This window comes from uncultured Methylophaga sp. (assembly GCF_947259025.1).
GTDB lineage: Bacteria > Pseudomonadota > Gammaproteobacteria > Nitrosococcales > Methylophagaceae > Methylophaga.
In genome coordinates this window covers 267,796-288,321 of the sequence record NZ_CAMYKO010000002.1, presented here as the reverse complement: position 1 = coordinate 288,321, position 20,526 = coordinate 267,796, and the positions used below count along the sequence as shown (strand labels likewise).

At 53.9% G+C, this 20,526-nt stretch carries 14 protein-coding genes; 8 read left to right on the top strand and 6 right to left on the bottom strand.

The window, feature by feature from the left end; translation table 11 throughout:
* Positions 1–134 precede the first annotated feature (134 nt).
* The gene (locus tag Q0X64_RS02530; RefSeq protein ID WP_297808643.1) at positions 135–1,496 is read left to right on the top strand and encodes an MATE family efflux transporter; all 1,362 of its coding nucleotides are present in this window, start codon (positions 135–137) and stop codon (positions 1,494–1,496) included.
* Positions 1,497–1,745: 249 nt separating this feature from the next.
* Here the strand turns inward: Q0X64_RS02530 and recD are convergent, their stop codons facing one another.
* Genes recD through recC form a run of 3 tightly spaced genes read right to left on the bottom strand, consistent with a single transcriptional unit; the run spans position 1,746 to position 10,286 of the window.
* Positions 1,746–3,593, bottom strand: a complete 1,848-nt coding sequence (gene recD, locus Q0X64_RS02525) for an exodeoxyribonuclease V subunit alpha (RefSeq protein WP_297808640.1) — start codon at positions 3,591–3,593, stop codon at positions 1,746–1,748.
* Positions 3,586–7,077 carry an exodeoxyribonuclease V subunit beta gene (gene recB, locus Q0X64_RS02520; RefSeq protein ID WP_297808637.1) on the bottom strand — a complete coding sequence of 1,164 codons (3,492 nt, stop codon included), beginning with the start codon at positions 7,075–7,077 and terminating at the stop codon, positions 3,586–3,588. The genes recD and recB overlap by 8 nt, the downstream gene beginning before the upstream one ends.
* Complete coding sequence (recC, locus tag Q0X64_RS02515; protein ID WP_297808635.1) at positions 7,074–10,286, bottom strand: exodeoxyribonuclease V subunit gamma; 3,213 nt, start codon at positions 10,284–10,286, stop codon at positions 7,074–7,076. The genes recB and recC overlap by 4 nt, the downstream gene beginning before the upstream one ends.
* A 115-nt stretch (positions 10,287–10,401) precedes the next feature.
* On the opposite strand from recC, the gene Q0X64_RS02510 reads away from it, so the two are divergent.
* Complete coding sequence (locus tag Q0X64_RS02510; protein WP_297808633.1) at positions 10,402–11,358, top strand: bifunctional methionine sulfoxide reductase B/A protein; 957 nt, start codon at positions 10,402–10,404, stop codon at positions 11,356–11,358.
* Between the two features lie 18 nt (positions 11,359–11,376).
* Here Q0X64_RS02510 and Q0X64_RS02505 read toward each other — a convergent pair whose 3' ends face one another.
* Positions 11,377–11,718, bottom strand: coding sequence for a carboxymuconolactone decarboxylase family protein (locus Q0X64_RS02505; RefSeq protein ID WP_297808630.1), 342 nt, complete (start codon positions 11,716–11,718; stop codon positions 11,377–11,379).
* A gap of 68 nt (positions 11,719–11,786) precedes the next feature.
* Between Q0X64_RS02505 and Q0X64_RS02500 the strand changes: the two genes are divergently transcribed.
* The gene (locus Q0X64_RS02500; RefSeq protein ID WP_297808628.1) at positions 11,787–12,104 is read left to right on the top strand and encodes a metalloregulator ArsR/SmtB family transcription factor; all 318 of its coding nucleotides are present in this window, start codon (positions 11,787–11,789) and stop codon (positions 12,102–12,104) included.
* Between the two features lie 11 nt (positions 12,105–12,115).
* The gene (locus Q0X64_RS02495; RefSeq protein ID WP_297808626.1) at positions 12,116–12,640 is read left to right on the top strand and encodes a rhodanese-like domain-containing protein; all 525 of its coding nucleotides are present in this window, start codon (positions 12,116–12,118) and stop codon (positions 12,638–12,640) included.
* A gap of 44 nt (positions 12,641–12,684) precedes the next feature.
* Here the strand turns inward: Q0X64_RS02495 and hslO are convergent, their stop codons facing one another.
* Both hslO and htpG read right to left on the bottom strand, forming a co-directional pair.
* Positions 12,685–13,572, bottom strand: a complete 888-nt coding sequence (gene hslO / locus Q0X64_RS02490) for an Hsp33 family molecular chaperone HslO (protein ID WP_297808623.1) — start codon at positions 13,570–13,572, stop codon at positions 12,685–12,687.
* Between the two features lie 90 nt (positions 13,573–13,662).
* Positions 13,663–15,570 (bottom strand): molecular chaperone HtpG, encoded by a 1,908-nt coding sequence (gene htpG / locus Q0X64_RS02485; RefSeq protein ID WP_297808620.1) that lies wholly within the window; start codon positions 15,568–15,570, stop codon positions 13,663–13,665.
* Positions 15,571–15,747: 177 nt separating this feature from the next.
* Between htpG and Q0X64_RS02480 the strand changes: the two genes are divergently transcribed.
* Genes Q0X64_RS02480 through gluQRS form a run of 4 tightly spaced genes read left to right on the top strand, consistent with a single transcriptional unit; the run spans position 15,748 to position 20,284 of the window.
* Entirely contained in the window at positions 15,748–16,500 is a 753-nt protein-coding gene (locus tag Q0X64_RS02480) for an endonuclease/exonuclease/phosphatase family protein (RefSeq protein ID WP_297808617.1), read from the top strand.
* Between the two features lie 27 nt (positions 16,501–16,527).
* Positions 16,528–17,556 carry a hypothetical protein gene (locus Q0X64_RS02475; RefSeq protein ID WP_297808615.1) on the top strand — a complete coding sequence of 343 codons (1,029 nt, stop codon included), beginning with the start codon at positions 16,528–16,530 and terminating at the stop codon, positions 17,554–17,556.
* Positions 17,557–17,609: 53 nt separating this feature from the next.
* A complete protein-coding gene (locus tag Q0X64_RS02470; protein ID WP_297808612.1) occupies positions 17,610–19,388 on the top strand; it encodes a diguanylate cyclase in 1,779 nt (592 codons plus the stop codon).
* Positions 19,385–20,284: a tRNA glutamyl-Q(34) synthetase GluQRS gene (gene gluQRS, locus Q0X64_RS02465; RefSeq protein WP_297808609.1), complete on the top strand. Its 900-nt coding sequence runs from the start codon at positions 19,385–19,387 to the stop codon at positions 20,282–20,284. The genes Q0X64_RS02470 and gluQRS overlap by 4 nt, the downstream gene beginning before the upstream one ends.
* Positions 20,285–20,526: the final 242 nt, after the last annotated feature.

Here is a 20,526-nt window from a genome sequence, read left to right as displayed (position 1 = left end):
TATTATACGCACTTAACCGCGCTAACACGATCTTCTGTCTATGGCCTGCTGCTGTCACAGAGGTAAGCAGCTTGCTCAGTAAAATAAGCATCATTAGCATTTTGGGCTTTTAGCCAATCTCAGGCACTATGAACATGTCCGAACAAACCCTAGATAATCCGATCCTGACAGGTCCGGTTATCAGCACCTTCCTGCGTTTTGCCCTGCCATCGATCCTGGGACTGCTGGCTATTACTACCGCCAGCATTGTCGATGGCATGTTTGTCGGCCACTTTGTCAGCAGTGACGGGCTGGCTGCCATCAACCTGCTGCTGCCCTACCTGACGCTGATTTTCGGCCTGGCTTTAATGATTGCCATCGGCGGTGCCGTGCGCTGCGGGCACTTTCTGGGGCAGGGAATGAAAGAAGCGGCCTCCGCCGTGCTGAGTAAATGTCTGGTAGCGGTGCTGGTCGTGGGTCTGTTTTTTATGCTGCTGGCATGGTGGCTGGACCAACAGATCCTGGGCTTGCTGGGCACACCGGACAGTCTGGTGCCCTTGATTATGCCCTATTTCCATATCCTCAGCGCCGTTTTGGTGGTGCAGATTTTTACCATGGTGCTGTACTACTTCGTGCGCCAGGATCATGGTCAGCGACTGGCGACAACGGCTTTGGTCACCGGTGCTTTGCTGAATATCCTGCTGGATGCCTGGTTTATCATCGTGCTGGACTGGGGACTGGTAGGCGCGGCCTGGGCCACGGCCATTGCGCAGGGCCTGCAACTGGTGATCCTGATGAGTTTCTTCGCCCGCTCTCAGCGCCAATTACACTGGTCCTGGCCTCGGCAATGGGCTGAATTCAAACACATCAGTGTTAACGGGCTATCGGAATGCATCAATGAAATCTCCGGCGGTGTAGTGATTCTGGTGTTGAACTGGCTGCTGGTAACCCAGATGGACGTCGATGGCATTGCCGCCTTTGCCGTCATCAACTACCTGATTTTCGTCAGCCTGATGCTTTATTACGGCATTGCTGATGCCCTGCATCTGCTGGTCAGCCATAACCACGGTGCGGGCAATGCCCAGCGTATTCTGCAGTTTGTGTTCACCGGCATCGCCATGGTGCTTTTAATCAGCCTGGGTCTGACTTTGATGCTGCTGTTCTCACCGCAATGGCTGACCAGCCTGTTTCTGGATGAGACCTCGGCTGCCACTCGTGACTTGTCTTCGCAGTTTATCGGCCTGGTCTGGCCATTATTTCTGATTAACGGCGTCAACGTGATTCTGTCTATCTACCTGACAGCGATGCAAAAACCCAAACCGTCGATGCTGATTGCGATGTCCCGTGGGCTGGTTTTGCCCGTTGGCCTGTTGTTTCTGCTCAGCAGCATGCTGGCCTCGCCGCTGTTCTTGATCGCGATGCCGCTGACCGAGTGGCTGACATTTATCCTGGCAACCTCGTTGTTCTGGCATTTCCGTCCATCACGCATCATTGTTGCGAGAGACGCTGACGCGTGAGACTGGGCATAAACATAAAAACCAAAGCAGCGAAAAGTGAATGAACGGCGCTCTTGCCAAACGATGACAGCGAAATGAATGCCTCAGAGAAATGGTTGGGCCACATTGTATTGTCGGTGCTGCAACACGACTGACGGTATGACCATCGCTTTATGCATATCTACCGCAGACCGTCGACTAAGCCTGCCATGGGCTGAGTTCGTTCTTATACTTTTTGTTCACCATACTCAGCGCACCAAATTGCTTTGGTTAAATTTCAGGAAAAGAGTGGAGATGTTGCTGCAACCCACTCTCCCGCTGATGACGGCTGTGAATGGTGTGTCTCAGAACTTGTTCTGTCGCCAAAAGACTGAGGTTTTTCCTGGCTCGGGTAATCGCGGTGTAGAGTAACTCCCGGTTCAGAATCGGGCTGATTTCATCGGGCAGTAAAATGCTGATGGCATCGAACTCGGAGCCCTGGCTTTTATGCACGGTCATGGCGAACACGGTTTCGTGACTGGGCAGGCGGTTAAGGCCGACCCAGCGCAGGCCCTCGCCAAAATAAAAGCAGGCTTTGAGCTGGCCCTGTTCATCTCTGAGGATCACACCGATATCACCGTTAAACAGCTGCTGGCGATAGTCATTCTGGGTAATCATGATCGGGCGACCGGTGTAATAGGTCTGGGTGGTGCGCCAGCCGCGCTGTGCCAGATAGCGGCTCATCATCCGGTTGACTGCCGTGACTGACTGTGGCCCCTGTTTGAGTGCTGCCAGCACCCGGAACTGGTCAAACGCTTCGATAATCTGTTGGGCTGATTGGCGCTTTTCTACCGCTTCAATAAAACCCTGGTAACCGCTTGCCAACGTATTGAGCAGACTGCTCTCATCGGGCAGCAGCCAGGTAGAGTCAGGCTGTGACTGCAACAAGTTAATCGCGGCATCGGACTGGCCCAGGTTCACGGTATTCGCCAGTTGTCCGATCAGGCTGTCTTTGGCAAAGCGGTAACTGTGCTGAAGGCGCACAAAGCTGTCGGTGAGCACGGCTTGTGTTGAGCTTTGTTCCGATATAGAGATTTCCTCGCTTTCTTGCGCTTGGGGGCTGGATTGCTTCACGTTTGTTCGCAATGACAGGGGGTCGAGTTCCAGCACGGGGAATTGCTCAATAAAGTCATCGGAAAAATGGCCCTGCTGACCTTCGCTCAGGTTAGCCAACACCGCACCAGATTCAACCGAGGCCAGTTGCTGGCTATCGCCCAGCAGGATCAACCTGGCCTTTTCCGGCATCGCCCGCATCAATTTAGCCATCAGGCTGATATCAATCATCGAGGCTTCGTCGATAATCAGCACATCCAGCGGCAAAGGTCGCTCGGCATTAAAGCGGCCCTGATCATTGTGTTCAGTAATGCCGAGTAAGCGGTGCAGGGTTTTCACTTCCCGGTTCTGCTCACGGCTGATGGATTGCTGCAACCTGGCAGCGGCTTTACCGGTGGGCGCAGCCAGGCCGATACGCAGCCTGTCCCCACCATGCTGTTCCAGATTAACGTTATCGGCGTATTGGCTTTCCAGGCATTGCAGTATTTTAAGCACAATGGTGGTTTTACCGGTGCCGGGGCCGCCGGAGATCACGGCCAGACGGCGGCTTAAGGCTATCGCCACGGCAACTTTCTGCCAGTCGATACCGGCTATGGGGTTGTGCCATCCGGCCAGGTCATTATTGAGCTGAATCAGGTTAAGCTCGTCAACGGCCTGCAGACGCTGGCGGATAGCCTGCGCCACATCACGCTCATCCAGCCAGTAACGGTATAAATACAGCAACCCCTCATTGGTCAGAATCAGCGGTGTGTAATCACCGGGATGGCCCACCGAGCGACCCTCACGCAGTTGTTGCTGCCAGCTATCAGCGCTGTCTGGAATGAGGTCTGTCAGCTGATGCAGCGTGTCTGGCAAATGTCTGAGATTCAGACAGACATGCCCCTGTGCCATGGCTTCAGTCAATAAACCGGCTGTCAGGCTGACTACCGGATGTTGGTGATGTTCTTTGCGCTCGATAAAGCGGGCAAACTGGCAGGCCAGTTCGCTGAAACCATGCTGGCGCAGTAGGTTCAGTGACTCAGTCATGATCTGACTCCTGCATGCATTGATCCAGGGCGTCCAGTAAATCGCTGCCAGGTCGGTCAAAATAGACGCCGGCCTGCTCCCAGGCGGGCTGCATGCCACGGATAAACAGGTAATACACCCCGCCGAAATGGCTATCCGGATCATAATCCGGCAGCCGGGTTTTCAGGTAGCGATGCAGCGCCAGACTGTAGAGCAGATATTGCAAGGGATAGCTGTGCATCACCATGGCATCGGTCATCGACTGCTTGTTATAGTCCGAGGATTTATCCCCCAGCCAGTTGGATTTGTAGTCAGCTATATAAAAGCGGCCTTCGTGTTCAAACACGAGATCGATAAAACCTTTCATAAAACCGCTCAGGGCATGGAAATTCAGTTGCGGAATAATACGCTCCAGCACCGGCATTTCCCCTGAAAAAGGCGTCAGCGCGTTTTTAAGACGACTGACCGTTAAGGCTGATACCGGGAAATAAAAGGCCATTTCATCCAGTCTCTGTGTCGGCTTAATCTGGCTCAGGCTCAAGTTGCCCGTGGCGGTCAATGGCGTGTTCACCACATCCACCAGCCAGTGTTCCACCACCGGTGCCCAGTGGGTATCAATGCCGAACTGGTTCAGCGTTTTGTGCACCAGTTGCTGCCAGTGACTGCCGGTATCAACAAAGTCCCAGTGTTCGAAAAGGCTGTGCAGACAGGTACCGGCATTGGCACCGCGTGGGAAGCCAAAGCGATCCGTGCTGGCCTCCCGGTGCTGTGGCCAGTCGAGGCTGACCGTATCGGCATCATAATCCGGTCTTTCGATACTGTGGCCCCGGCTCAGTCCGCTAAAGCTGCCAATCTGCCAGGGCGTATCAATACTGGCGTTGAATGGGCGCGCGGCCAGATCACGCTTATTATCTGTTACCTCTGCTGGCATCGGTGCCGGTAAATCAGCGCCATTCTCGACACTGATGCTGTCCGGGTATTGGGCAGCAAGATCTTTAAGATCCTGGTACATACGCCCGGCATCGGGTTTTTCCGAGTCTCCATGGAGCAAGCTGAACAAAGCCGTTTTCTGTGACTCCTTGGCCGCACCCCAGAGAATCACGCAGCGCTCACGGGCGCGGGTCAGGGCAACATAGAGCAAACGCAGATCTTCTGCCTGTTGTTCCTGCTCGGCAATAGGCGCGGCTTCGGAAAAACCGGGCTCGCCAAAGGCAGCACAAGCCTGGTTATCATCCGGCCGGTGAAAAGTCATGACCGCCGGTTGCTGTCGTGGCTTGCCCTGATGCCAGAGGAACGGACAGAACACTACCGGATATTCCAGGCCTTTACTGGTGTGGATGGTGATGACTTTCACCAGTTGCTCATCGCTTTCCAGCCGGATTTGTGCCGCATCAGGTGTGGCGGCAGCCGACTGGCGCTGGGCTGCAAACCAGGCCATGATGGCCTCGATCGTACTGTTCCGACGGCTGGCATAAGCCTGAATCAACTCAGCCAAGTGCATCAGATTGGTGAGTTGTCGTTCACCATCAGACTTTTGCAGCAGGCGCCGCTGCACGTTCAGGCTTTGCAGCATGGCGCGCAGCATGACAATGAAACCGGCGCTGCGCCATTGTTCGTGCCACATCATGAACTGGTCGACCTGTTCCAGCCACTGGTTATCGTCCTGCTGCAACTCAAAAATCTGCAAGGCATTGAGAGCAAAAAACGGGGTCGCCAGGGCCGTAGCAATCAGGCTGTCATTACCGGGATTGGCGACGGCCATTAATACCCGTTCCAGCATTACCGCTTCGGCAGCGTCAAAGACATTGTCACGGGATTGCTGGACGCTGTTAATGCCACGCTGGCGCAACGCCTGCTGCACGGCTGAGGCCTGACTGTGACTGCGTACCAACACCGCCACATCACCACCGTTTAGTTGACGCTGCGCGCCCTCTTTTTCGGTGAGCATTACTTCGCCCTGCCCGGCCTGTTGGATCAACAAGGCAATCTGGCTGGCGGTGCTGCTGGCTGCCAGGCTTTCCATTTCGCCTTTGTTAATAACATCACCGTCATCATCCAGCCAGGTAAAGGTCAACGGCATCGGCGCTTTACCGGAGACGGTCAGCGCGGGCTTGTTTTCACGCCAGGCTTTGACCGGCTGAAACGGAATAGCCTGGTAAATAAACGGGTTGTCCCTGCGCTCAAACAGGGCATTGGTGGCTTCAACCAGCAAAGGATGTGAACGTCGGTTGGTATCCAGGTTGAACTCTTGCTCTGCCGCCGCCTTGGCGTTGAGATAAGTGAAAATATCGGCGCCGCGAAAGCTGTAAATCGCCTGCTTGGGGTCACCGACGAAAAACACCGGATTCTCACTGCCACTGAAGATCTGGTTAAAACAGTCGTACTGAACCGGATCGGTATCCTGAAATTCGTCGATCAACGCTGCCTGAAACTGTTGCCGGATTTGCGCGGCTAACTTATTGCCCTGCTCTCCATGCAAGGCCTGTTGCAAGTTCAGCAGCAGGTCGTCAAAAGCCTGCTTTTTGCTCTGCAACTTGCGACGTGGCAGTTCTTCACAAAGATAAGCCGCCAGATCTTTATGCAATTGCTGCAGTTGGCGTTCACGGCTGGCGGTCAGGTTCTGATGTGATTCAAGAAACCGCTGGGCATGGTCCCAGAAAGGGTGATCAGGCAGGGTTTTGTCTTTTTTCAGCGCATCTTCCAGCCTGGGCCGGGTAAAGCGATCCAGGTCTTTGAACACGGCAACCGGTGTTGTCGAATCGGCTAACAACTGATCCAGTTCATGCAGCCACTTCTGCACCGAACTCTTGCGGTATTTATTGCCGTTGAGCAAGGTGCTGTCGGTGATGATATCAATGACTTCTGCATTGTAGTTTTGCCAGCATTGCTTGAGCGAGGCAAAGTCCGAGTCAGCCCGCTGTCTGGCCAGATGCGGATCATTCTCCGGCAAGGCCAGGTACCTCAGGTAGGGTTTGCCGGGCAGATGGCCGACCGCCCTGAGCAGCGTGTCCGGTGTCTGTTTCTTATGCAGTAAATACTCGGCAAAGGCCGGATCCACGGCATTGACCTGTTTGCGCCAGAAATCATCCACCACGGCCTGCTTGATGTCTTCCTCATCGCTGACCATTTCCATATCGAAGAAATGACCGCTTTCAAAAGCGAAGTCCTGCAGCGCCCGCTGACAGAAACCATGAATCGTAAAAATAGCCGCTTCATCAAAGCTCTGGATGGCCAGCTTCAGTCGTTTTAATGCTGCCGGATCAGCATCGTCTGTGGTAGATAAATTCTGCCTTTCATTAACGAGACGCTGGCGCAGACGGCCACGCAGTTCCTCCGTCGCGGCACGGGTATAGGTCACCACCAGGATCTGGCTGACTTCCAGTTGTTTCTCCACCACCAGCCGGCAGTACAACTCGGCCAGCGTATAGGTTTTACCGGTACCGGCACTGGCCTCTATCAGGTTGGTGCCCTGCAGCAGCACCTTATCGGCATCGAACTGTTTCACAGTTTGCCTCCTTCAAGATGCTGGTGAATCGGGTGATAAACCTGCATGGCGATTTCGCCCATTTCCTTGTCCACCGGCGCTTGCGGATAAAGCAGCTGGTAATAGGGATCGTCCTGCTCGGCCATCACAAACTGACCTTGGGGAGCCCAGGCTTTGGACGCGTTTTCAAAGGCTTTTTCCGGTTTATCACCGAGACTGGCTGCGGCAAAAGCAAAACTGGTTTTATCGAAAAATTTCAGCGGTTGATGGCAGCCCTGCCAGTAGAGCTTGAGCAAATCAGACAGGATCTGGGTAGGTCCGGTCACCGGTAAAAACACGATTTCCGCGTCCTGCAGTACCAGTCGGGTTTCCAGCGTGACGCCCTGCGGCCTGAGAATATTCAGCAACAGGTGATCAATCCAGGATGAAATCAGATCCTTGCCTTTCTTTTTCGCCAGCCGGTAGCGAAGCAGTCCCTGTTCACTGACATCATGTAACTGACCGTTTAGATAAAAGTTATCCACCTGCAAAGCGACGGGCACATCTATCTGTTCCCCCATCGGCAGATTGGGCGCCAGCTTTTGCATAAACTCATCAACCTGGGCTGATTCCTGCTGATACCAGGCATCCCCCAGATGGCCCTGAGGCAACATGCCGGTGGCTTCGATCAGTGGTTTCATGCCCTCGTCACTAAATTGACTGAGCCGCGCCTGCAGCAGCTCCTGGCGTAATTGCCAGCTTTCGAGCCCGTCCAGCGCAAACGGTTCGCGGCTTTCCAGTTCCTCTTCTTCCAGTTCCAGCCTGACGCGCAACCGCTCGCGCAACAGGAAGCGGGCAGGATGGGCGAAAAATTGCGCCAGTTGCGAAGCGGTCAGTTCCCGCCAACTGGCGTCGGCTTCGGGCAACGGGTTGTCAAACCAGTCTTGAGGCTCAACTGTTGTCTGCTCCGGACACTGGCCGGCATTGAAGCTGAAAAGTTTGGGATCCTGACCATCAAAATAACGCTGGCTGAATGGCTGCAAGGGATGCCGGGTTTTAATCTGTTCAATGATGGAGCCGCCGCTTGCCGACTGAAAACGGGCCTCCAGCAAGTCTTCCAGATCACTGATCAACACGGAAGGCGGAATATCACTGTTATCATTGATACTGGCGCCCACATAGCTGAGATAGAGCGTTTGCGTGGCAGACAGTAAAGCTTCCAGGAACAGGTAGCGATCATCATCGCGACGCGAACGGTCGCCTTCGCGGTAATCTTTGGCCAGTAAATCAAAACTGAGCGAAGGCTGGCGGCGCGGGAAGACTTCATCATTCATGCCAATCAGACACACCACGTTAAACGGAATACTGCGCATCGGCACCATGCCGCAGAAGGTCACACCATGCCCCATAAAACGGTGACTGTGATCGGCCGCATCGAGGTGGGACTGCAGCCAGCTCAACACCAGCTCAATACCCACCTCCTGCTCAAAAGCCGCATGCTCGGCGCTTTCCACCAGCCGCTCCAGTTGCTGGCGTATGCCAGTTATCTCGGTATCTGCCTCACTGTCTTCGAGTCCGTCAGTGCGGAAAAAGGCATCCAGACACAGGTTCAATTCGGTCTGCCACTGCGACAGGGTCAGACGACGTTTAAACAGCTGACGCCAATGATCAAGCGCATCAATAAACGCACAAAGGTTGGCGACAATACGTGCCCGCTCACCACTGATGCCATCCATGGCCAGTTGCTGATCAAACAAACGCCAGGGCTCACCCGGTTCATTGAGCGGCATGGCAAAGCCCAGTAACAAGCGATCCAGTCCGGCGCGCCAGGTATTGGCATCACTGGGCGCCAAATCCAATGCCGTTTTATCGGATTCATCCAGTCCCCAGCGGGTACGGGTCTGCCGGCACCAGTCGCGCACCCAGGCCAGCGCCGCATCATCCAGATTGAAGCGGGCCTGCAAGGGCGGACATTCCAGCAATGCCAGCACCGATTCCAGTTCAAACCGGGACTGTGGCAGTTGCAGCAGGCTATAAAAGCTGTTGAGCAACTGGCTTTCCTGCTGACCGCTGCTATCGGCAATGCTGAACGGAATAGTCGGGTTGTCACCACTGGCGCCGAACACGGCTTCTATCCATGGCGCGTAGATATCAATATCCGGGGTCATCACCACGATCTGAGTCGGTGATAAGTCGGGATCTTGCTCAAACAGGGCCAGCAATTGATCGTGGAGAATTTCAATCTCACGCATCGGGCTGTGACAGACCTGGATGCTGATCGAGTTATCGTCTTCTTTCACCGGCGTCTTATCGGGCAGGCTCAGGGAAAACATATCATGCTGAATATCAGCCAGCATGGTGCCGGTCTCGGGCTCGACAAAGCAGGTCTCGGCATCATGTTCGGTGTCCTGCAACTGGCGGAAAAACTCCATGCCCTGCTTGCCCAGGCTGGCCAGCAGCGGATGCCCCGGCTCGACATCCTGGTCATCCAGATTGAGCTCAATTTGATCGCGTTGCAGCTGGCGGGCATCACGCAGGTCGCCCCAGTAATGTTCACTGGGTGACAGGTAATAAATAGTGATATCCACAAAACGCGACAGCAGTTCAAAAGTCTGCAGGTAGACCGGTGGTAAGGCGGAAATACCGAAAATGCTGATGCGTTCTGGCAGGCCCGGTGGCGGCGTATCGGACGCTTTCAACAGGGTGTGCATTTTCTGCAACAGATGGGCGCGGTGTTTGGGCTCGGGATCATCCCGGGTCAGTCGCTGCCAGAGTTTGCCCTGCCAACTGCTTGCCCGGCCCTGCTCCCAGTCGGCTATCCAGTCAGGCCGGTACATCAGATACTGGTCAAAGGTATCAGCCAGTCGCTCAGCCAGTTGGTAGCGCTTGAGATCATCATTGTCATCACCGAGATACGCTGCTACCGGTGCAAAACCAGCCTCGTCCAGACATTCGGGTAACAAGGAATAAATCCGCCAGCTGGTGGCCGTTTTAGCATAGGGTGACTGCAGCGGCACATCGGGCCACAGCGCATGAAACAATTGCCAGATATAGGCCGAGGGAAACGGAAACTCGAGATTGGCAGCGATACCATGCCGGGTTGCCAGCAGCAGGGACAGCCAGCGTGACAGCTCATTACTCTGAACAATAATTGTGTCAGACTGGAAAGGTGATAAGGGTTCAGCGCGCTGCACCTGGGCCAGATAATCGGCCAGATATGCCGTGTTGTTGCTGTACACCACCTTGAGCATGTGCGCTTCAGTCCCTGTTTGATGAAATGTTTGCGGTCAGATGCATTCTACAGTGAAACATTTGGCCTGTTCAGGCATCAATATTGTATCTCTTATAACGAAGTCGGAAATCGCTATGAAGCAACCCTTTAAAAAAGATGAAAACGCCATCCAGCAACTGGATGATATGCAGTACCAGGTTACCCAGCAATGCGGGACTGAACCGCCTTTCAACAATGCCTTCTGGGATAACAAAGCGTCCGGACTTTATGTGGATGTGGTCTCGGGCGAACCACTGTTTTCGTCGACTGATAAGTTTGACTCCGGCACCGGCTGGCCCAGTTTCACCCAGGCCATTGAACCTGACAATGTCACCAGCCATGAAGATGGCAGTCTGGGCATGCAGCGGGTGGAAGTCCGCTCGCGCCATGGCGACTCTCACCTGGGGCATGTTTTCCCTGATGGCCCTACAGACCGCGGCGGTATGCGTTATTGTATCAACTCGGCCAGCCTGCGCTTTATCCCCAAAGATCAGCTGGAGCATGAAGGCTATGGCGAGTACCTGCCTTTATTCGAGCAGAAAAAGGCCAGCGACGAACAGACCGCCATCCTGGCCGGGGGCTGTTACTGGGGTATGGAAGAGCTGTTTCGCCACCAACCGGGCGTTTTACGCACCCGGGTCGGCTTTACCGGCGGCCACGTGCCGGATGTCAGCTACAGTGATGTCAAAACCGGCACCACCGGCCATGCCGAAGCGATTGAGATCATCTTTGATCCACAGCAGACCTCTTATAAAAAGCTGCTGGAATTCTTCTTCACCATGCATGATCCCACCACCAAAAACCGCCAGGGTAATGACATTGGTGACAGCTACCGCTCGGCGATTTTCTGCTTGGATGAGGAGCAGGCCCAGATAGCCTCAGAAGTCATTAAAGCGTTTGATGCGAGTGGCAAATTACCCGGCCCTGTCGTGACCGAGGTCGTCAAAGCCGGTCCGTTCTATGAAGCCGAACCCGAACATCAGGATTATCTGCAGCACTATCCCAATGGTTATACCTGCCACTGGGTCAGAAAAGACTGGTCACTGGACTGAGCCAGGCTGAAAGCGGCTTTATGCCGTGAACTGTTCATAGGCAGTCATGGCATCGGCCGCGTACATCAGCGCGGGGCCGCCGCCCATGTACACTGCCATCGCCAGCACCTCTGCCAACTCGTCTTTTGTCATGCCGAGACTCACCAGTGCCTTCACATGGAAACCGATACAACCATCACAGCGTTGAACAATCCCCATTGCCAGCGCTAACAATTCTTTGGTTTTTTTATCCAGCGCGCCATCTGCCGTCGCGGCACGGGACATGCTGTAAAAACCACTCATTGCATCCGGCACCCGCTTTTTAATTTCACCGGCCTGGGCTGCAATCTGCGTTGTCATCTCGACATAATTTTTTGACATTTTTGTATTCCGTTTTGTTGATTTACATTTTTATGATATTATTTATTTAAAATATGTCAACAGGCCAAATGATGGAATCAGAAATTATTCAGCGCAAAGCCACTGAGGCAGCGGATTTTTTGAAAGGACTTGCCAGTCCTCACCGCCTGGTGATTTTGTGCCAGCTCAGTGAAGGCGAAAAAAGTGTCACGGAACTGATAGAGGCAACTCAAATCGCCCAGACATCAATGTCGCAACACCTGAAAAAACTCAAGGATGAGGGCCTGGTGGATTTTCGCAGAGAACATCGCGTGCTTTTTTATCGCATTGCTCACCCGGCAGTACTGGAAATTATGGAAGTGATGTATCGCAGTTTCTGCCAGCCCGACAACAGCACTGACTTTTAAGGAACAGACAAATGAAAACGCTCACACCCGGTGAGGCCCAGACCTTACTTGAACGCCACCAGGCCATATTGATAGACGTCCGCGAACCTGATGAATTTGCCCGGGAACACATTCAACATGCCCGTTCCATACCGCTCGACAGACTGAAAGACACGCTTCGGCATTGGCAGGCGGAGGGTAACAAGACGGTGATATTTCAGTGCCAGAAAGGGGCGCGCGGCGAGATGGCCTGTCAGATTGCCGCTGAACTCAACAAGCTGGATAACATCAGCAATCTTGATGGCGGCATCAATAGCTGGAAAGCCGCCGGTTTTGAGGTGATTGGGACTGACAAAAACGCATCGACCCTACCGATAATGCGGCAGGTGCAAATTGTTTTTGGTGTGGCCGTGCTGATATTGAGTTTGCTCAGCTATATGGATATGTCACTGGCTCTGCCCGTCCTGGCTTTACTGGGTGCAGGTATGTTGCTGTCGGGCCTGACAGGCTGGTGCGGACTGGCCCTGTTACTGAGAAAAATGCCCTGGAACCGCTGAGCCTGTCAGCCGATTATATTCAGTGACGCATTAGCCCTTCATGCTCAGTGAAGGGTGCCGGGGTCACCTTCGCTGGCAATGTTATCAGTGAATATTTCGGCCACATCAACCTTATCGAAGTGGTAATGTTCGTTGCAGAACTCACAGGCAACCTCAATGCCACCCTCGGCGTCGATGATATCCTCGGCTTCTTCCTGCCCCAGCATGCTGATCGTCTCGGCGACCCGCTCTCGCGAGCAGGTACAGGCAAAGGCCAGTGCTGTGGGATCAAACAAGCGGACTTCTTCTTCGTGAAACAGACGGTGCAGAAGCGTTTCCACTTCCAGGGTCAGTAACTCCTCATCGGTAATGGTGGCCGCCAGCTGGCTGATCCGTGACCAGTCCTCTTCCGCCTTTTCCTTGCCTTCTTCATCGCTGGGCAGTTGTTGCAGAAACAGGCCTGAGACATTGTGATCGTTGGCACAGAGCCAGATGCGGGTCGCCAGTTGCTCGGAACGTTCAAAGTAACTTTCTAGGGTTTCAGCAATCGAGTCGCCCTGCACGTTCACCACGCCCTGATAAGGATTCTTAGCGCCGGCCACTTCAATGGTAATCGCCAGCGTGCCTTCACCGGTCAGGCTGCTGAGCCCCGCCTGCTCCGGCAACTCGCCGTCCCACTGGGCAAAAGCGCGCAGGGTATTATCACTGGTGCACTCCACCATCATCAGACTGACCGGCCCTTGCGAACGGATCTGCAGCACCAGTCGTCCATCGATTTTGACCGTGGCTGTGAGCAAGGCAGCAGCCCCCATCATCTCGCCCAAGGCGCGGCGGATTGGTGCCGGATAGTCACGGCGGTTAAGCACTTCCTGCCAGCTTTCCTGCAGGCTGACCCACTCACCGCGGATGGCGGCGTTATCGAAAAGAAAACGTTGTAGTAAATCTGAACTCACAATCAAAACCCACTGGATAAAAATGACCGGGCAATAAAAAAGGCCGGACAACAATGTCCGGCCCATTCTATCGCATCCAAGCCCGGAGACTTAAGCGATCTTGAGCAAGATCTCGTTAATGCGTTTGACGTAAGTCGCCGGATCTTCCAGCTGACCGCCTTCTGCCAGCAAGGCCTGGTCGAAGATAATGGAGGTCCAGTCACCGAAACGCTCGTCGTCAGACTCATCTTTGAGTTTGGCGACCATCGGATGATCCGGGTTCAGTTCCAGGATCGGCTTGCTGCCAGCGACATCCTGACCAGCGGCTTTGAGCATACGTTCCAGGTTCTGGCTCATATCGTAATGGTCAGCAACCAGACAAGCCGGTGAATCAGTCAGACGATGGGTAATGCGCACGTCCTTAACCTTGTCTTCGAGGTTTTTCTTAACCCGTTCCACCAGATCTTCGAAGTTTTTATCGGTTTCTTCCTGGGCTTTTTTCTCTTCTTCATCTTCCAGATCACCCAGATCCAGATCACCTTTGGCGACGGATTGCAGGTGCTTGCCGTCAAATTCGGTCAGCGAGTTCACCAGCCACTCGTCAACGCGGTCGGTGAGCAGCAGGACTTCGATGCCTTTCTTGCGGAACACTTCCAGGTGCGGACTGTTTTTCGCCGCGGCATAGTTTTCGGCGGTGATGTAAAAAATCTTGTCCTGCTTGTCTTTCATCCGCTCGACATAATCCTGCAGCGACACGGTCTGCTCAGCACTGCCGGATTCGGTGGTGGCAAAGCGCAGCAGTTTTGCCAGGGTATCTTTATTGGCAAAGTCTTCGCCCGGACCTTCCTTGATCACCTGACCAAACTCTTTCCAGAATTCGGCATATTGTTCCGGCTCGTTCTTGGCCATTTTGCTCAGTTCGCTCAGTACTTTCTTGACTGAAGCGGCGCGGATTGAGTCGATAGTCTTGCTGCTTTGCAGAATTTCACGTGACACGTTCAACGGCAGATCGTTGGTGTCGATCACGCCACGGATAAAGCGCAGGTAACGTGGCATCAGCTGGTCGCTGTCTTCCATGATAAAGACACGTTTCACATACAGCTTGATACCGTGCATGCGGTCACGGTCCCACAGATCAAACGGCGCTTTTGACGGAATATAGAGCAGTGAGGTGTACTCGGTATTACCCTCAACCTTGTTATGGCTCCAGGTCATCGGGTCCTGGAAGTCATGAGCGATCTGCTTGTAAAACTCTTTGTATTCCTCGTCGGAAATATCGTTCTTGGACAGGGTCCACAGCGCGGTGGCCTTGTTGACGGTCTCGTCGCCCTGATCAGCTTCATCAATCTCGCCATCTTCGTTCGGCACCGGCTCTTTGGCCATCAGGATCGGCAGGTTAATGTGGTCCGAGTACTTGCTGATGATGTTGCGCAGACGCCAGCCATTGGCGAACTCTTCCTCGCCTTCACGCAGGTGCAGGGTGATTTCGGTACCGCGCTGCGGTTTTTCGATGGTTTCAATGGTGAATTCACCTTCACCGCCAGACTCCCACTGCACACCGTGTTCTGCGCCCAGACCGGCACGACGCGATCTCAGCGTGACTTTATCGGCCACGATAAAGGCCGAGTAGAAACCCACACCGAACTGGCCGATCAACTGCGAGTCTTTGCTTTGGTCGCCGGTCAGGCTGTCGAAGAACTTGCGGGTGCCACTGCGGGCGATAGTACCGATGTTGTCGATGACTTCCTCGCGGGTCATGCCGATACCGTTATCGCTGATGGTGACCGTGTTGGCCTCGGCATCAAAAGCGACGCGGATATTCAGATCGGCTTCGTCTTCATAGAGTGCATCGTCTGACAAAGCTTCAAAGCGCAACTTGTCAGCAGCATCGGCCGCGTTAGAGACCAGTTCGCGCAGAAAGATTTCCTTGTTGGAATACAAGGAATGAATCATCAGATTCAATAACTGTTTGACTTCAGTCTGGAAACCCAGCGTTTCCTTATGTGCATCAACGCCCATTGAAATAATGCCTCCATTTGGCTGTTGGTTGGATATGCAAAGCAAATGGGGACTGGCTGAAACAAAATCAAGACTCGCTGACAGATTTTGTGTTACTTGGATTTTTGTCACCTTCTCACCATAATAGGGACGTATCTTCCAGCTTCACTGGCCGACCGAGACCGGACATCATTTTTCATGCCCTCAAACCAGCTGCGCATTCTGACCTACAACCTGCACAAGGGCTTTAACACCAGCCGACGTCAATTCACGCTGCACCCGATGCGCGATGCCCTGATGGAAACCAATGCCGACATCATGCTGCTGCAGGAGATCCAGGGTGAACACAGCGAACATGGTCTGACCCAGCATCAGTGGCCGGATGAACCCCACTTCGAGTTTCTGGCTCAGGATGTCTGGCCGCATTATGCCTATGCCAAAAATGCGGTTTACAGCGTCGGCCACCACGGTAATGCCATACTAAGCAAGTACCCGCTGGTTAGTTGGGAAAACATCAACGTGTCACCCTTTACCTGGGCCAGCCGCAGTCTGCTGCATGGCGAAATCCGCTTGCCCTGGCGCAATGACACGCTGCATATTATCTGTATCCATCTGGGTTTGATCGGGATTGAACGTCGCCGCCAATTCGTGACTTTGTGTGAACGTATCGACGAACATGTGCCCCATGATGCGCCGCTGATTGTTGCCGGTGACTTTAACGACTGGGCCGGTCAGGCAGAAAAGCGTCTGTCCCAGCACCTGGAACTGAAAGAAGCTTACCGGACGCTGCATAACCGCTATGCCCGGACCTGGCCTTCATGGATGCCGGTGCTGAAGATGGATCGGATTTACTATCGGGGCATGGAGCCGGTGTTATGTGAACGGCCACCCCACTCGTCCTGGAATCGACTCTCCGATCATGCGCCTCTGGTGGCCCACTTTGATATTTAAAATGCAACTCAACAATAAGGAAGAATCATGTCAATAAAATGGATTGTTACCGGCCTGCTGGTCGCCTCTGCCGGCGCCTATGCCTACGCTGATTACCAGACCGACCGTCAGCTCAGCGACACCCTGGAACAGGCCCGCCAGCAACTGGCCGAGTCCGGTCAGGGGCAGTTCGATTACGCCGATGCCCGGATGTCGTTAATCAGTAACGACATCACGCTGGAACAGGTCAGCTATATCGCTGCAGAGCCGGATCAGCCCGACTTTTCCATAAAGACCATCACCATCACCGGTCTGGAGAAAAATCAGCAGCAAATCCCCACCAACCTTCGCATTGCGATGGATGATGTGGAAATGCGCGTCAATTCCATCAGCGCCATGCTGGCCGAAGCCGATGCGATGTCACTCAAACTCATTGAGGACAACTTTGATATCCGCGATAACACCCTCTACCTGCATTACGATGCAGAAATGGGTTATGACTATGACACGACCGCTTCAACGCTTGATGCCTTCAGCCACTATCGCTCTGAAACCATGCTGGATTCGGATATTGCCCTGCAGATCGTTAACCTGCCGAAACTCGATCAGCCTCTGGATCAACTTGATGCCGAAGCCGTGCAGCAACGTCAGGCCGAGATGATGAAGCAGTTATTCAGCAACGCCGGCCTGACCCGCCTGCAACTCGCCTATCGTGATCGCGGGCTGATGGACAAGTTGTATCAGACCGCTGCAGCCGACCCGGAGATGATTGCCACAATGCAGGCCCAGGGGCTGGAGCCGACTGTCGAGAACCTCAAACAAACCTTACTGACCGCCATGCAACAGTCCATGCAGGAGCAAACGCGTCAAGTCAGTCCGCTGGAAAAAGAATTGATGGCGCATCTGCAACAATTCCTGACCTCAGACGACCCCAGCCTTGATATCACCGTCAGTTCGGTCAAACCCGAGGGGCTCAAGTTCAGTGACTTCCTGGTACTTATGATGTCCAACGGCAACCCTGAGATTGCCAGCAAGCTGGTGAATATCACAATTGACAGTGGCGCCACTGCCAATTAACCAAACCGGCTGAGTCTGGCAAACTAAAGAGGTCCTATAGAGAAGCACCACGCATGCAGTCTAGTTTGAGCCGGATTATATTCACCCTGTTGTGTCTCTGTCTGTCGCCGCTGGCGCAGGCGGAGAGACTGGTGTCACCGCCCGCTATCAATATTGAAAAGCTGGATCAGCAATTGCTGCGTGCACCGGTCGAATTCCTGGTCAGCGATAAAGACAGTGACCTGACCTCTCTGCCCATCGAACAATTTCAGCCCCTGACAGATAAAGACAGCAACCGTGGCATCTCCGACCAGGCATTTTGGCTGCGGCTCAAACTCGAAAACCCTTCACCGCTGCCGGTAGACTGGGTCTTACATCACGAAACCAGTTATATCGACAACATCGAGATTTACTGGCAGGACAATCAGGACGCCATTGACCAGCAGTTCCTGTCGGATCGGGCGCCCTACCATCAACGGCCAGTAGATTACCGTAACCTGGCCTTTGCACACCGCACTGTCGCTGCTGGTAGCACCACGCTCTATCTCAAGCTCTATTTCGACAAGCCCGACAGCGTTACGCTTAACTTCAAGCTCAGTGAGGCCGAGGCGTTTGCCGCCCAGCAGGATCGTGAATATTTGTTATACGGCCTGTTCTACGGGGCCATGCTGATCCTGATTTTAATCTCCTTCATCGGTGCCTTGTTACTACGGCAGTGGAGTTACCTTTTATACAGCTTCTTCTTGCTCAGTAGCACCCTGATGTGGGCGCTACTCAACGGCTTTGCCTACCAGTTCCTGTGGCCAACATCGGTGTTCTGGCACAACGAGGGCTTCCATATTATCTATCTGCTGGTCGCCGCCAGTGCCTTTGTATTTTCACGCCAGTTTTTACTGACCCGCCTGCAATTTCCCAGGTTGGACAGAGTGTTCAAATGGCTGCCAGTGCTAATGTTAGCCGCGATAGGACTGCGCTTTGCCGGGCTTTATACCAGCGTGCTTTATATCGCCATGCTGTCCATTGTCAGCCTGATATTGCTGAGTGTGCTGGGCCTGATGGCGTACCGAGCCGGCCTGCGTTACGCGCGCTGGTATGCCATGGCCTGGGTGGTTTACGGCTGTGGCCTGACTTTAAGCGTATTGGCCGCCACCACCAGCTTGCTGCCCTGGGGCATGGAGTCACTGTTTTATGCACAGGCCGGGGCTGTGATTGAGGCGTTTATGCTGCTGATGGCTTTGGGCGATAAACTGCAGCACTGGGAAGTGGACCGGCAACGGGTATTAAAACTGGTACATCAGGATGCACTGACCGGGCTCAGTAACCGACGCGTGATCCAGACTGCCGCCGATGCTTTATACAGCGCGTTTGTCCATAACGGTAAACCCGTATTCCTGGCGCTGCTGGATCTGGATGACTTCAAAAACATCAACGATCAGCATGGCCATGAAAAAGGCGATGCCGTGCTGAAAGCATTGGCCAACCTGATGCAAAAAATCTCACGCGCCGAAGATGTCTGCATCCGTCAGGGCGGCGACGAGTTCATGATCCTGTTCCAGGCCAGTGCCGCCGACAAAGCACTGGAAAAAGTCGATCGGATCAGACAGTTGTTGTTCGATACCCACTTCGACTGCGAAAGCGACGAGTTCAGGGCCAGTCTCAGTGCCGGGATCAGTCCGCTCTATTGCAGTGAATCCCAGCTCAGTGAACAAACCGCCTTCCGTCAGGCCGATCAGGCCCTCTACCGGGCCAAGCAATCAGGGGGCAATCAGTCCCAGCTTTATCAGGCTGAACTGGATCAGTACCGCTTCAGCCCGGTGGCGCCAGCCGAGCAGAACAAGCCGGGCAATTCATGAATCCACGCCCCTATGTCGGCCGTTTTGCGCCCTCTCCCACCGGACCTTTGCATTTCGGGTCTTTGATTGCTGCGGTGGCCAGTTACCTTGATGCCCGTTGCCATCATGGCCAGTGGTTAATACGCATGGAAGACCTTGATAAACCCCGCGAAGTCCCCGGCGCAGCCGATGATATTCTACGTACCCTCGAAGCCTACGGCTTTGAATGGGATGGCCCGGTGCTCTATCAAAGCCAACGCGATGAAGCCTATCAGGCCACCCTGGATACCCTTATCGAGAAAGACCTCGTGTATCCCTGCAACTGCAGCCGCCGCGAAGTGGCTGATATTGCCCATGCCGGTCTGGAAGGACCGGTCTATCCGGGCCTTTGCCGTCATGGTCTGAGCCGCGAACGCAAAACCCGCGCCTGGCGCTTTAAAACCGATGTCGCCCACCTGGTATTTAAAGATGAAATTCAGGGCATGTTTGATCACCGCATCCAAAGAGATATTGGCGACTTTGTGCTCAAACGCGCAGATGGCCTGTTTGCCTATCAACTGGCCGTGGTTGTTGATGATGCCGAACAAGGAATCACCCACGTGGTCAGAGGTGCCGACCTACTTAACTCCACCAGCCGTCAGATCCTGCTGCAATTCAGTCTCAAACTGGCCACTCCCAGCTATGCGCATGTGCCCCTGGCCGGTACCGCCGATGGTGACAAACTCAGCAAACAAACCCACGCCGAACCGATCACCGCCGACAATGCCGTCGAAATGCTCTGGCAAGCCATGCAGTTTCTGGGGATGGCGCCACCCAAATACCTGCGGAAAGAATCTTTGCCCGATCTCTGGACATGGGGCTTAAATCACTGGGAGCTGGATAAAGTCCCCAAGCAACAGATGATCGAACTGCAATAAACCAAATAGCGTTGTTAAAGAAAGACTACATTAACAGCGAAGAAACACTCTACTAACCCTGTTATACAAGGCTGTTATCACCCCGCATGAAAGCAACTCCCCACAATGTCATTGCGAGGAGGCACGACGAAGCAATCCAGGCCCAGAACTAACCACCCAAAACCAGATTAGAATGAAAACTACCCGTCGCTATCTTCCCACAGAGGCAAAACGACAAAGCCCCCTCAAACACTTGCACACCA